Genomic DNA, 13,324 nt, shown 5'->3' with positions numbered 1-13,324 from the left:
ACTTGGTAAAACCAAGTATCAGTTCTTCTGGGGAGGTCGTCGCATGGAGTTCCGGCAGTCGAGCAAGTTGAGCGAGGTCTGCTACGAGATCCGTGGCCCGGTCATCGAGCACGCCAACGCCCTGGAGGAGGCGGGCCACAGCGTGCTGCGCCTCAACACCGGGAACCCGGCGCTCTTCGGCTTCGAGGCGCCCGAGGAGATCGTCCAGGACATGATCCGGATGCTCCCGAAGGCCCATGGCTACACCGACTCCCGCGGCATCCTCTCCGCCCGGCGCGCCGTCGCCCAGCGCTACCAGGGCATGGGTCTTCCGGACGTCGACGTCGACGACGTCTTTCTCGGCAACGGTGTCTCCGAACTGGTCTCCATGGCCGTCCAGGCGCTCCTGGAGGACGGCGACGAGGTCCTGATCCCCGCCCCCGACTTCCCCTTGTGGACGGCGGTGACCACGCTCGCGGGCGGCAAGGCGGTCCACTACCTCTGCGACGAGTCGGCCGACTGGTATCCGGACCTCGACGACATGGCCGCGAAGATCACCGACCGGACCCGGGCCGTCGTCATCATCAACCCCAACAACCCCACCGGTGCGGTCTATCCGCGCGAGATCGTCGAGGGCATCCTCGACCTCGCCCGCCGTCACCAGCTGATGGTCTTCGCCGACGAGATCTACGACCAGATCGTCTACGACGAGGCCGTCCACCACCCGGCCGCCTCCCTCGCCCCCGACCTCGTCGTCCTCACCTTCGGCGGTCTGTCGAAGACGTACCGCGTGGCGGGCTTCCGCTCGGGCTGGCTCGTCGTCAGCGGCCCCAGGCAACACGCGAAGAGCTATCTGGAGGGCCTGACGATGCTCGCCTCCATGCGGCTGTGCCCCAACGCCCCCGCGCAGTACGCCATCCAGGCCGCGCTCGGCGGCCGGCAGTCGATCCACGAGCTGACCGCCCCGGGCGGCAGGCTGCGCGAGCAGCGCGACAGGGCGTGGGAGAAGCTCAACGAGATCCCCGGGGTCTCCTGCGTGAAGCCGAAGGGCGCGCTCTACGCGTTCCCCCGCCTCGACCCGAAGGTGCACCGGATCCACGACGACGAGAAGTTCGTCCTCGACCTGCTGCTGCGGGAGAAGATCCAGGTGGTGCAGGGCACCGGCTTCAACTGGCCCCGGCCGGACCACTTCCGCATCCTGACCCTGCCGTACGCCGACGACCTCGACGCCGCGATCAGCCGCATCGGACGCTTCCTGAGCGGCTACCGGCAACAAGGCCCCGAAACGGGAGCGGGTCCGAGGGCGTAGCCTGCCCCCGGACCCTGTCGATGCCGCTCACATCACACGCCGGCACACTTGAGAACCCGGGTCAGTCGTCATTGCGTCGCGTCCTGCCGTTGGACCACCGCCGATCGAGCTCGGCGGACCAGATTCGAACTGGCATTTCGACGCACCAGGGCCCGGGCCCGGTCGATCCGGCGATGAGCGGCGCATGCTGAATCTGGAGCAATAGTCTGAGTCTGATCGCGACCCTCGTCAGAAGGGCCGCGGATTCACGACAAGCCTCATTTTCAGCTTTGCGCTCCTCGCGCACCCCGGCCGTGTTCTGTGGCCGGGGAGTCTGTGTGGTGTCTCCCCGCTACCCGAAGAGGTAGCCGAAGACGGCGTCGCCGACGCGCTGATCGGTGACCTCGGCGCTGTTCGCCTCCTCCCGGGCGAACTTCACCGCCTGCTGGAGCTTCTCCACCCGCTCCAGGAGTTCGTTCACCCGACGGGCCGGCAGGGCGCCGGAGAACTTGACCGTAGTCCAGTAACCGACCGGCACGTCCTCGTAGTACACCTCGACCTGCGCCGGGTGCTTGTCCGTCGCCTCCGCCTTGACGTGGTTGCGCGGCACCTTCTTCGTCCGGACCGTACGGACGACCTCCGTCTTCCACGCGTCGGTCGACGGGTCCTGCGTCCAGGACTCGGCCGCGTCGAGGACGGGCAGCTTGCGGACGAAGGTGTTGATGTCCGTCAGCTGCTTCTCCAGGAAGAGGAGGTACGCGACGGGCACCCGGCTCACCAGCACGCGGCCGTCGACCGTGATGTCGGCGCGGGCCTCGCAGTTGGCCCAGTCCTTGGTGGCGGTCACGTCGAACAGCCGGGTCAGCGCCCGAGCCGTGTCGCGCAGCACGTCCTCGGCCTTCACCTGCACCAGCGTGGACTCGGGCGGAAGCTGCTCGCCCTCCTCGTCCTTCGGCTGGTACGTACGGGAGATGCCGGCGAGCAGCGCGGGCTTCTGCAGCCCGTGGTGCGCCGTGGTCAGGTCCTGGTGCGCCCGGGACTTGACGCCCTTCTCCACCGCGATGATCTGATTGAGTTTCGTTGCCACGCGACGGACCCTAGCCGTGGGTGGCATGCCCGATCGAACGATTTTTCACGGTCGTTCACGGATCCGGAGGGTGGGAGACCGCCATGGACCTGGTCGCACCCGTCGTCGTCGAACCGCTCAAGCGGCGCCGCTGCTCGGAGTGCCGTCAGGGTCCGCTGGAGCGGATGATCCTCGAGTTCAACGCCCCGGTCTGTCTGGACTGCGCCGATCTCGGCCACTTGGTGTTCCTGCGGCGGGGGGACACGGCTGTCACCCGCCGGGCGCGCGAGGGCAGTGCGCTCTGGGCGGTGGTAGTACGGCACAACCGGCGCCGTACCCGGTACGAACGTCAGGGGCTGCTCGTCGAGGAGGCGGCGCTGGCCCGGGCCGAGGCTGCCTGCCTGGCGGACGCGGAGGCGCGGACGCGGAGACGGGCTCGGGACGCGGTGCGGCGGGCGGCACGGGACGCGGAGGTCACGGCGGCGCTGGAGGCGGAGATCCTGCGGCTCTTTCCGCGCTGCCCCGCGGAGCGGGCCACGGAGATCGCGGCCCACGCCTCGATGAAGGGCAGCGGCCGGGTGGGGCGTACAGCGGCCGGGCGGTCGCTGGACCGGGGTGCGGTCACGGCCGCCGTGCGGGCGGCCGTCCGCCATGTCGACACCGAGTACGACACGCTCCTCATGCGGGGCGTCCCCCGCCACCAGGCCCGGACGAGGGTGGCACCGGCCATCGAGGCCGTGCTCCGGGCCTGGCGTCGAACGTGAGGCCTGTGGGCCTCAGCCCTCCGTACCCGCGCGGCGTGCGCGGCGGTACATCAGCGCGCCACCGAGCAGCAGGGCCGCTCCGGCCGGGGCGGCGTAGCCCACCAGGTCCGCGCCCGTCTCGGCGAGCGCGCCCGAGCTGTCCTGGGGGGCGTAGTCGGGCGCCGGCTCTTCGGCGTCGGTGCTCGGCTGGGGCACGCTCTTGCCGGGAACCTCAGGCCTCGGCTCCTCCTCCGGCTCCTCGGGGTTGTTGACCGACTGGTTGCCGCTGGCCGGGTTGCCGATACCGACGACGTTGACCGAGTTGCCGCTGATGTTCACGGGGAGATGGATCGGCAGCTGGACGCCGTTGCCGGAGAGCAGGCCGGGGGAACCCTGCGCGACACCCTCGGCGGCGGCTCCGCCACGCTGGGAACCGCTGCCGCCGCTGCTGCCGCCCGAGCCGCCCGCGTGGGAGCCGCCGCCGCGGGAGCCGCCGGGTGCCTCGCCGTGCGGGGTCCCCGGCAGGTCCTTGTGCTTGCCGCCGCCGTCCCGTTCCGAGCCGTACCCGCCGGACGCGCCGGAGCCGTTGGCGCACTTGTTCCCGTAGGCCGGGTTGAGCAGTCCGACGACATTGACGGTGTTGCCGCAGACGTTGACCGGTGCGTGCACCGGCAGTTGGACGGTGTTGCCGGAGATCACACCCGGCGAACCGACCGCGGCGCCCTGTGCACCGGAGCCGGCGTGCGCGGCGCCCGCCGAGAGCGCGAGCGCGCCACCCGTGACCATCAATGTGGCCAGACCACTTCGGCGAATCTGCCTCATGGCTTCCTGCCTTCCGGAGGTATTCACGGGCAGGTGCCCGTACCGCGATTAACGCGACCCCAACCCAGCTGGATCACGCCACCGGCGTGTTTCACTCCATCGTGTGGCGGGGCTTCGAACGCGCGCGGCACGGCTGTGCTACCCGCCCCCACGCTCCGGCGGTGTGCCCCGGCCGTACCGGTCAGAGGCCCAGCAGGTCGGTGAGTGCGCCGACGGGGTCGGGGTCCGGGGTGCCGCGGGGCCACCAGTCCTCGCGGTCGGCGTCCGACTCATAGCCGTACCACAGCCCGTCACGGCCCAGGCGGAGTTGGAGCGTCCGGGTCGACAGCCGGTTCCGCCAGGGGCGGAAGGACGGGTAGTCGGCGGCGAGCAGCGCGGGCCGGGCCCGGTCGAAGGGGCCGGCCGGCGGGTCCCAGGGCTCTTCCAGGACGGCGAGTCCGGCCAGGCCGCCCTGGCGCCAGGCGGCGACGGCGCGGGCCAGGTCGGTGGGGGTGCGGTCGAGGGCGTACGCGAGGTCGCGGTAGAGCGCGCGGGTGGACGCGGTGAGGCCGGAGCCGGGGTGCGCGGCGGCCAGCCGGACGGCGTCCTGCCACGGCGTGAGGGCGGCCACGGGGTCGTGGCCGGTGACGAGGAAGGTGTGGGCGCGGGAGGCCGCCTCCGTCGCGAGGAGGTCCAGGGCGAGCGGGTCGGGGGCGTCGGGGTCCGGCGGGTGGACCGGGGGCCGCCCGGGGCGCGTGGGGACGGAGAGGGGCGGCGGAAGGGTTGGCAGGGCCCGGGTCCCGGCGCCGCCGGGGGCGGTCTCGAGCACGAGGCGGGCGGGGACCGTGGGCATGAGCGAGGTGCCTGTGCTCGCCTCGGCGGCGGACCGTGCCGCGTTGCGGTGGGTGAGCGCGGCGAGGATCTCCTGTTCGCCGCGGCCTCGCATGAGGAAGAGAACGAATGGGTCCTCGTCGAGGAGCCGGGCCGACTGATAACAGAGGGCGGCGGCGTGCTTGCAGGGGTAACCGTCGTCGGGGCAGGAGCAGTCGGGGATCAGGTCGCCGGGCGCCGGCAGCAGACCGGTGACGGCTTCGAGGGCGTGCGGGACGTCCTTGTCGAGCAGGGCGGCGATGTGGTCGGGCCGGGCCGCCGCCTCGTCGAGGAACCGCTCCCAGTCGTCGTCCCCGAGGGTGCGGAGCCGGATCTCGGTGCGGTACGGGCGGGCGCGGCTGCCGTGGACGTAGGCGACGACCCGCCCGGGCGTGACGGTGATCGCGTCGACGTGGCCGCGGCCCGCGTAGGCCTTGCCGCGGGCCAGGCGGGCGGCGTCGAGGGCGGTGTCCTCCAGGGCCTCCACCCAGGCGTTACCCCACCAGGTGGCGGCGAAGCGCCCGTCCGGCGCCTCGCGCGGCGCGAGGGGCGGGAACGTGCGGCGGCGGTCGTCGTGGAGCGGGCCGGCGTACCGCGCGGCGGCCGTTCGGCGGCCCGCGGCGGGACGGCGGTTCATGACGGCCTCCTCAGCGACACCAGGTCGGCCAGCTCGCGGTCGGTCAGCTCGGTGAGCGCGGCCTCGCCGGAGCCGAGGACGGCGTCGGCGAGGGCCCGTTTGGCCCGCAGCATCTCGGCGATGCTGTCCTCCACCGTGCCCTCCGCGATCAGCCGGTGGACCTGGACCGGCTGGGTCTGGCCGATGCGGTAGGCGCGGTCGGTGGCCTGCTCCTCGACGGCGGGGTTCCACCAGCGGTCGAAGTGGACGACGTGCCCGGCCCGGGTCAGGTTGAGACCGGTGCCCGCCGCCTTCAGCGACAGCAGGAAGACGGGCACCTCGCCGGACTGGAAGCGGTCCACCATCCGCTCGCGCTCGGCCACGGGTGTTCCGCCGTGGAGCAGTTGGGCCGGGATCGCCCGGGCGGACAGGTGGTCGGCGAGGAGCCGGGCCATGGAGACGTACTGGGTGAAGACGAGCACGGAGCCGTCCTCGGCGAGGATCGTGTCGAGGAGTTCGTCGAGCAGGGTCAGCTTCCCGGAGCGGCCGGCGAGCCGGGCGGTGCCGCCGCCCTTCGGTGTCTGTTCCTTGAGGTACTGGGCGGGGTGGTTGCAGATCTGCTTGAGGGAGGTCAGCAGTTTCATGATGAGACCCCGGCGTGCGATGCCCTCCGCGCCCTCGATCCGCGCCATGGTCTCCCGCACCACCGCCTCGTAGAGCGAGGCCTGTTCACGGGTGAGGGCGACCGGGTGGTCCGACTCGGTCTTGGGCGGCAGCTCGGGGACGATGCCGGGGTCGGACTTGCGACGGCGCAGCAGGAAGGGCCGCACGAGGCGGGCGAGCCGCTCCACCGCCTCGTCGTTCGCGATCTCCTCGCTGTTCTCGACGGCGCGTGCGTGGCGGGCGCGGAACGCCTTGAGGGGGCCGAGGAGACCGGGGGTGGTCCAGTCGAGCAGCGCCCACAGCTCGGAGAGGTTGTTCTCCACGGGGGTGCCGGTGAGAGCGACCCGGGCCGCTGTCGGGATCGTGCGCAGCGCCTTGGCGGTCGCGGAGAAAGGGTTCTTGACGTGCTGTGCCTCGTCGGCGACGACCATGCCCCACTCCAGCGCCGCCAGTCGGGGCGCGCTGGTGCGCAGGGTGCCGTACGTGGTGAGGACGAATCCGCCGGTGCCGGAGCCGCCGTCGAGCCCGTCGAGGGAGCGGTCGGCACCGTGGAAGCGGCGCACGGGGACGCCCGGGGCGAAGCGCTGGATCTCCCGCTGCCAGTTGCCGAGCAGGGAGGCGGGACAGACGACGAGGGTGGGCGCCCGGCGGGCGCGGCGCAGATGGAGGGCGATGAGGGTGACGGTCTTGCCGAGGCCCATGTCGTCGGCGAGGCAGCCGCCGAGGCCGAGCGAGGTCATCAGATCCAGCCAGGCGAGCCCGCGCAGCTGGTAGTCGCGCAGGGTCGCGTCCAGGCCGGCGGGGGGTGCGACCGGGTCGGGGCCGGCGACGAGGCGGTCCCGCAGAGTCGCGAGCGCGCCGACGGGTACGGCCCGGACGGTCTCGCCGTCCACCTCCGCGGTGCCGCTGAGGGCGACGGCGAGGGCGTCGACGGGCTCCAGGAGGCCCAGTTCGCGCTTGCGGGCCTTGCGGACCAGGTCGGGGTCGACGACCACCCACTGGTCGCGCAGCCGCACGATGGGCCGGTGGGACTCGGCGAGGGCGTCCATCTCCCGCTCGGTGAGCGGGTCGCCGTCCAGGGCGAGCTGCCAGTTGAACCGGAGCAGCTCCTCGCTGTCGAAGAAGGCGGTGCCGTCGGTGGCGGAGCCGGGGGCGGCGACGGGCGGCCGGACCACGGCGGAGGCGCTGAGCGAGCGGGCCAGCTCGCGGGGCCAGTGGACGGCGACCCCGGCGTCGGCGAGGCGGGCGGCGGCGGGTCCCAGGAGTTCGTACAGCTCCTCCTCGGTCAGGGCGACGACGTCCGGTACGTCCCGCTCCAGGAGCCTGCCGAGGGGTGGCCAGACGCGGGCGGCGCGGCGCACCGCGAGAACGGCGTCGACGCGGGCGCGCGGCCCGAAGTGCTCGTCGCCGTCGCCCGCCCAGAGGGCCGCGGCGTCGATGACGAGGGTGGGGTCGGCGAGGCTGTGCACCTGGAGGAGGGCGGCGGCCGCCTGCCGCTCGTCGCCGCCTTCCTCGGCGATGTCGAAGAGTTCGTATCCGGCGAGGTCGAGGCGGAGCGAGACCCGGACACCGGCGTCCATGCCGGCCGCGGCCTCGGCCGCCCAGGCACGCGCGCGGGGCAGGTGCTGTGGCGCGCGGGCGGCGAACGGCGCGCCGGCCGCGTGGGCCGCGGCGGGGGTACGGGGCAGAGTGTCGGCGACGGCGTCGAGGAAGGCCCGTACCAGCGCCTCCGGCTCCGGCAGCTGGAGGGGGCTGCGGCCGGGGACGGGCACGGCGTGGGCTTCGTACGGCATGGCGGCGGCGACGGCCCGCAGGTGGGCGATGTCGTCGGCGTCCAGCGGCCCCGCCCGCCAGGCGTCCAGGTCGTCGGCGGTGAGCCCAGGCAGCAGCCGGCCCCGCGCGGTGAGGTGCAGGGCGTGCAGGGCGGCGGCTCCCCAGCAGGCGGTGGCGGGGTGGGCGGCCGGGTCGTGTCGGGCGGCGACCAGATGGGGCAGGGCTTCGGCGACCCCGAGGATCACCGCGGGGACCTTGCGGCCCCGGACCCCGGCGCCATGACGGCGTACCACCGTGAGCTCGCCGGGGCGCGCTCCGTCGGCCTCGCCCGCCTCCCCGCTCGGCCCCGCCGTCGGAACCGAGGGCAGCTCCCCGCCGTCCGGGGACCAGAAGGCGACCCGTCCCTCGCGGGGCAGGGCGGCCGGAAGGAAGACGGCGGCGCAGCTCTGCAACCTACGGCTCACGGCGCTGCTCACCTCCCCTGTTCCGCGACGGATTCCGACTGGACCTCCGACCTTACGGGTGGGGTGTGACAACGGGCCTTCGCCGTGCTTCGCCCGGGCGGCCCAGCAGCGGGTGACAGCCCGCCCGGCAGACGGCAGGGTGACGGGGAACAGGGCTTCCGCCGCCTTCGCCCGACAGACGAGGATCCGCCATGTCCGTTCACCGGCGTCTCGGCACCGCCGCCGGGGCCGTCCTCCTGACGCTCACCGTCGCGGGCTGTTCCGACCTCGGCCGCACCGCGGTGGGCACGATCACGTACGAGACCGGGCACGAGAACGAGGTCATGGTCACGAGCCCGTCGGTCAAGGGCTGCCACGAGCTCGGTCCGGACGGCGCGAGGAAGGTCGAGAACGAAACGCTGGTCGACATCATCATGTACCCGACCGAGAACTGCCGGGGCGAGGAGTCCGTCTACGTCCCCGCCAACTCGGGCAACGAGATCGTGCCCGGAACCCCGCCCTGGCGCAGCTACAGCGTCGTCCACTAGGTCGTGTCCGGATGGTGGCGCCGTCTGCCCGCAGGGCAGCGCCCGCGGCGTCCGGTGCGCTGGGATCGCAAGGCGGAGGGTCGCCCTCGTGCTGGGCGTACTCGGGTGATCCCGACAACGCGGCGAGTACGCGTGCCAGGCGTCGCGGGCCAGGCGGGACGTCACGGGACACGGCCAAGCGAGGCGCCCAGGAGGTCTCCGGGCCGGCGGTCGTCCGGCGGTGATCGCCCCCGAAGCGGCGCACCACGCCTGGACCCCCGTCCCGGACGTGGCACGCCACCATGGGCGCTCGAGCGGGCCTACCGCAGCAGGAACTCCTGCGCGGCGCGGGCTCCCGCGTCGCTGCGGCTCTGCGTGGAGTGCCCGGCTCCCTCGAGGACGACCAGTTCGGCCTTCGGGTGCGCGGCGGCGACCTGGCGCGCCCACTCCACCGGCGTCGACAGGTCTCGGTCCCCGGCCAGCAGCAGGACCGGCATGGTCAGGGTGTCTCCGGGCGCCGGCCGGTTGGGCCGGGAGGCGGGCCAGGGAAGGCAGGTCCGTGGAATGCCCTGACCGCCCGCCGTCTCCCGCTGAAAGGGCCACACGTCCGCCGGCCTGATCCGCTGCACCGCCCGCTTCAGGGCCCGCTCCCGCCCCTCGACAGGCGCGGAGGCGTCGCCCCAGGGCCAGCGTGAGTCGGCGCAGAGCGTGGCGGCGTGCAGACCGGAGCTGAAGTCGGCCGGGGTCTCTCCGGACGACCCGGCGAAGCCGGTGACGAGCGCGTCGAGCCGCGACCGGTCGCCGCCGGCGGAGGCGTGCAGCGCGTCCAGGATGCCGTACCGGGGGTTGTCGAGTTTCGGGTCGATGATGCTGGCGATCACGAGCAGGTTGAAGAGGCCGACACCGTTGTCGTCCCGTCGCACGACCTTCGCCAGGTCGCGGGCCGGGTCGAAGCCGCAGCGCTGTTCCCGGCATGCGGTGCGCAGCACCTGGGCGGAGTGGCCGAGGGAGTCCTCGTAGAGGACCCCCGCTCCGTCGAGCGGAACGACGGAGTCCAGAACGAGTCGGCGCACCCGCTGCGGGTGTGCGAAGGCGTACTGGGCCGCGGTGAAGGTTCCGTAGGAGACCCCGTCGACCGTCCAGGACGGCACGCGCAGGGCGCGCCGCAGGTCCTCCAGGTCGGCCACGGTGTCGGCGGTGGTGTAGAAGTCGCGGTTCCGGCCGAGGCTCTCGGCGCAGGCGGTGACTGCGGCGGCCGTGGGGGCGACGGTGTCGCTGCCGCCGACCTCCTTCTGCAGCGCGGGACAGTCGATGGCCGTCCCTCCGGTGCCCCGCTGGTCGATCATCACCAGCCGGTACTGCGCGAGCGCCTCGGGGAGGCGGGAGCGGATCCTCGGGACGAAGGGGACTCCCGGCTGCCCGGGCCCGCCGGTGAGGAAGAGCAGGGTGCCCCGCGGGGCGTCGGCGTCGCCGACGACGGCGGCCTGGAGCTTCAGGGCGCCCGGTGCGGCTCCGCTCCGGTCCAACGGCACCGTCAGATCCGCGCAGGTCACATCGGGCTGTCCGGGGCACGGGCGGTGGCCGGTGAGGCCGCGTGCCGCCGCCGGCCCCGCGTCCGAGGACACGGCCGTGGGTGGTGCGGGCACGGGCGGGGCGCCCGCCGCGCTGCCCGGTGACGAGCCGACGCACGCGGCGGCCGTCAGGACGGCCGCCATCGACGTACAGGCCCGGCTCAGAAGGGTCATCGTCGTTCCCCCGGTCGTAGAGCGGGGTGCCGCCGCTGTCACGGCACCGGCCGGTGTCCCGGCCGGTGCCATCCTGCGGGCCACCCGCCCGCACGGCGTTGAAGATTCATGCTCGATCCGCGAGAAGGGCCCGTACGGCGCTTGGTGCGTGGCCCGTGCGGCTCCGGCAGGTCCGCGTCAGATGGGCCTGGTCGGCGAATCCGTAGGTGTAGGAGAGGGTCCGCAGGTTCCTCTCGCCCTCTTCGAGGGCGTACAGCACGCCCCGCAGCCGCAGCTCGGTGCGGTAGCGCGTGAGGGTCGAGCCGGTGACGGCGTGGAAGACCCGGCTGAGGTGGTGCGGGGAGGCCCCGACCGTCCGGGCCAGCTCCTCCAGGGAGAGGCCCAGCGCCGAGGGGCCGATGGCCAGGGCGGCGCAGGTGTCACGGACCAGACGCCCGTGCACGCGCGCGGTGGAGGGGCGGGCCGCGGCGTCCGAGCGCCAGTGGCCGGCGGAGGCGGCCACTCCGTCCAGCAGCCGATGGAGCCGTTCGGTCAGTTCGAAGGGTTCGGCGCCGCGCCGGGCGGCCGCCAGGAGCGCCCGGTGGTGCAGGTCGGTGGCTGCGCTGACGGTGAACCTGCGGGTGGCCGGCAGGCCGTCGAAACGGTCGGCGAAGAGCCGCTCGTCGACGCGGATCTCAGTGGACCGGTCACCGGGGCCGACCGGGTGGGCGACGCGCTGCTCGTCGCCGGGGCGGGTCAGATAGCCGCCGGTCGGATCGACGAAGAACTCCTCGCCCTCGATCCGCCGCAGGTATCCCCCGGACCGATTGAGGACCACCGTGTGCCCCTCCGCATGACCCGTCCCGCCGAACGTGGTCCGGTCCTCGCAGCAGAGGATGTCGTGAACGGTGATCCCGGCGGTCTCGATCCGCTGCCGGAGCGCCCCGCGCCGCTCCCGTACCGCCTCGTGGCGGAGCAACTCCGCCACGGTGTCGCGGTGTTCCGTCATCCGCGCCTCCCCCGTCGGGGGGCGGAGCCCCCGTGCGGGTCGCATCCCCCGTGCGGCGCCGCTTCACACCCGGCGCCGCAGGACCAGCGCGAGGAGCGCCTTGTTGTGGTGGCGGCGCGTCCAGGCGACCAGGACGAGCGGCACGGAGAAGAGGAGGGGCGTCAGGGCGTACTGGCCGTCGAAGACCGTCATCTGGGTGATGAAGGCGCCGATCATCAGGCCGGTGAGCGCGGTCGCGGAGGCGCTCGACAGGATCGGGATCACCAGGGCGACGGCTCCGGCGAGCTCCAGGGCTCCGACGGCGTACATCAGCCAGTCGCCCCAGCCGATCTCGTCGAAGGTCTCGGCGGCCGACCAGTGGCCGACGAGCTTGGGCGAGGCGCTGGGGATCGCGAAGGCCAGCGCGAGGAGGATCTGGAGCACCCGTACGGAGATGTCGGCGCGGCGGCCCAGCTTCTTGGCACCGTCCCTCGGGGCGGAGGCGGTGGTCGGGGCGGCGGTGACGGGCGTGGCGGCGGTCGCGGCCGAGGCGGCGATGTCGGTGGTCATGGTGTCTCCCTCTTGTCGGCGCGCGTGTCGGTGTCGCGCGTTCGCTTTCACAGAGGTAGACGGCCGGGACGCCGGAAACTCATCGCCGTTCCACGTCCCGACGCGACCTTTTTCAGCGGGACTTGGGGCGCGCCCTCACCCATGTGCCGTCGTCCGTCAGATAGGTGTCGACGGCGAGCCCCGCCTCTCCCAGATGGCGCTCGAAGTCCTTCTTGCTCAGCGGCCGGGACCGGAACGTCTGGGTCCAGCGCGCGCCGTCCGGGAAGTCGTACTCTGCGAGGACCGCGTTGACGCCGTCCCCGACCGGCTCCGCCGACACGATCCGCACCGTGCAGCCCGCCGCGTCCCGCCGTTCACGGGGCACGTCCAGGTGCCACTCTTCGCCCTCGCGTTGGATCAGTACGCAGCCGTCGTCGCTCACATGGCGTCTGCAGGTCTCCAGGAGGGCCTGCCGGGTGCGGTGCTCGGCGGTGTGCACCAGGTACGAGGCCAGCATCACCACGTCGAACCGCCGCCCCAGGTCGAGTGACTCGATCGGGCTCCGGACGGCCTCCACGTCGGGCACGCTCTCCCGGAGCGCGTGCAGCATCTCGGCCGATTCGTCCACCGCCGTCACGGCGAACCCCCGCTCGACCAGAGGCCCCGTCACCCGCCCGGCGCCACAGCCCAGTTCGAGCAGGGTGGCGCCGGTCGGCACGGCGGCCTCGATCACGTCGGGTTCGTTCCCGACGGCGAGCCGCCGGTACACGTCGACAGCGCACCCGTCCGGGGTGATGGCTCCGGGGCCCGTCCCTTGGTGTCCTTCACGCATGCGTCCGCTCATGTCCCCGGAACGACCCGGTTCGGACGACCGTTCCCTCAGTGGCGCCGACTGCCCGTACACCGCCCGTTCGAGTGAACGGGAACCCGGTGGGGCACGCGTTGCCGTGCGCCTCGCGGGTAGACCTTCTGTAGGCCTCGGGGACTCTCAGGGGGGCCGGCAGGAGATGCGACCGTCATGCGTACGGGGAGTGAGCCGTCGACCGCGCGCAGTCCCCTGCGCATGCGGTTCTGGCTGAGTCTGTGGGGTCTGACCTGGGCCGTCTTCGGTACGACGGTCTTCGCCCTGGTCGGCAGGCCGGGCTGGGCGGCGGCCTGCGGGGTGCTGCTGGTGATCGTCGCGGTCGACATGTTCATGGTTCTGCGCCACCTCCGCCAGGGCCCCCACTGGCAGCCGGGGCGGGACGTCCCGCCGTACGAACCCGACCACGGCGGCAAGGGCCGCTGAGGCGCG

The 13,324-nt window shown here is 73.1% G+C and carries 12 protein-coding genes; 4 read left to right on the top strand and 8 right to left on the bottom strand.

Annotated elements, in window-relative coordinates:
• The first annotated feature begins 43 nt into the window (after positions 1-43).
• Positions 44-1,288 carry a pyridoxal phosphate-dependent aminotransferase gene (locus IE136_RS02440; RefSeq protein ID WP_158986255.1) on the top strand — a complete coding sequence of 415 codons (1,245 nt, stop codon included), beginning with the start codon at positions 44-46 and terminating at the stop codon, positions 1,286-1,288.
• A gap of 331 nt (positions 1,289-1,619) precedes the next feature.
• Here the strand turns inward: IE136_RS02440 and IE136_RS02435 are convergent, their stop codons facing one another.
• A complete protein-coding gene (locus IE136_RS02435) occupies positions 1,620-2,381 on the bottom strand; it encodes a DUF7873 family protein (RefSeq protein ID WP_158986257.1) in 762 nt (253 codons plus the stop codon).
• Between the two features lie 56 nt (positions 2,382-2,437).
• Here IE136_RS02435 and IE136_RS02430 point away from each other — a divergent pair, with 56 nt between their 5' ends.
• The gene (locus IE136_RS02430; RefSeq protein ID WP_189599264.1) at positions 2,438-3,097 is read left to right on the top strand and encodes a DUF2293 domain-containing protein; all 660 of its coding nucleotides are present in this window, start codon (positions 2,438-2,440) and stop codon (positions 3,095-3,097) included.
• A 12-nt stretch (positions 3,098-3,109) separates the two neighbouring features.
• On the opposite strand, the gene IE136_RS36540 is transcribed toward IE136_RS02430, so the two are convergent.
• The 3 genes from IE136_RS36540 to IE136_RS02415 form a co-directional block, all read right to left on the bottom strand.
• Positions 3,110-3,898, bottom strand: a complete 789-nt coding sequence (locus IE136_RS36540) for a chaplin (RefSeq protein ID WP_189599263.1) — start codon at positions 3,896-3,898, stop codon at positions 3,110-3,112.
• Between the two features lie 181 nt (positions 3,899-4,079).
• Positions 4,080-5,384, bottom strand: coding sequence for an SWIM zinc finger family protein (locus IE136_RS02420; RefSeq protein ID WP_189599262.1), 1,305 nt, complete (start codon positions 5,382-5,384; stop codon positions 4,080-4,082).
• A complete protein-coding gene (locus IE136_RS02415; protein WP_189599343.1) occupies positions 5,381-8,296 on the bottom strand; it encodes an SCO1167/SCO6262 family helicase in 2,916 nt (971 codons plus the stop codon). Before IE136_RS02415 ends, IE136_RS02420 begins: the two co-directional genes overlap by 4 nt.
• A gap of 158 nt (positions 8,297-8,454) precedes the next feature.
• On the opposite strand from IE136_RS02415, the gene IE136_RS02410 reads away from it, so the two are divergent.
• Complete coding sequence (locus IE136_RS02410; protein ID WP_189599261.1) at positions 8,455-8,790, top strand: hypothetical protein; 336 nt, start codon at positions 8,455-8,457, stop codon at positions 8,788-8,790.
• Between the two features lie 299 nt (positions 8,791-9,089).
• Here IE136_RS02410 and IE136_RS02405 read toward each other — a convergent pair whose 3' ends face one another.
• From IE136_RS02405 to IE136_RS02390, 4 genes are all read right to left on the bottom strand, one after another.
• Positions 9,090-10,514, bottom strand: coding sequence for an alpha/beta hydrolase (locus IE136_RS02405; protein ID WP_189599260.1), 1,425 nt, complete (start codon positions 10,512-10,514; stop codon positions 9,090-9,092).
• Positions 10,515-10,620: 106 nt separating this feature from the next.
• Positions 10,621-11,502, bottom strand: coding sequence for a helix-turn-helix domain-containing protein (locus tag IE136_RS02400; protein ID WP_158986269.1), 882 nt, complete (start codon positions 11,500-11,502; stop codon positions 10,621-10,623).
• Positions 11,503-11,565: 63 nt separating this feature from the next.
• Positions 11,566-12,051 carry a DoxX family protein gene (locus IE136_RS02395; RefSeq protein ID WP_158986271.1) on the bottom strand — a complete coding sequence of 162 codons (486 nt, stop codon included), beginning with the start codon at positions 12,049-12,051 and terminating at the stop codon, positions 11,566-11,568.
• 112 nt (positions 12,052-12,163) lie between these two features.
• The gene (locus tag IE136_RS02390; RefSeq protein ID WP_373308974.1) at positions 12,164-12,862 is read right to left on the bottom strand and encodes a class I SAM-dependent methyltransferase; all 699 of its coding nucleotides are present in this window, start codon (positions 12,860-12,862) and stop codon (positions 12,164-12,166) included.
• Positions 12,863-13,048: 186 nt separating this feature from the next.
• Here IE136_RS02390 and IE136_RS02385 point away from each other — a divergent pair, with 186 nt between their 5' ends.
• Entirely contained in the window at positions 13,049-13,318 is a 270-nt protein-coding gene (locus tag IE136_RS02385; protein ID WP_189599259.1) for a DUF6343 family protein, read from the top strand.
• The last annotated feature ends 6 nt before the right edge of the window (positions 13,319-13,324 follow it).

The sequence above is a fragment of the Streptomyces lateritius genome (genome assembly GCF_014649715.1).
Classification (GTDB): domain Bacteria; phylum Actinomycetota; class Actinomycetes; order Streptomycetales; family Streptomycetaceae; genus Streptomyces; species Streptomyces lateritius.
Note: the sequence above shows the minus strand (reverse complement) of the source record. Positions and strands in the feature narration are given on the sequence as shown.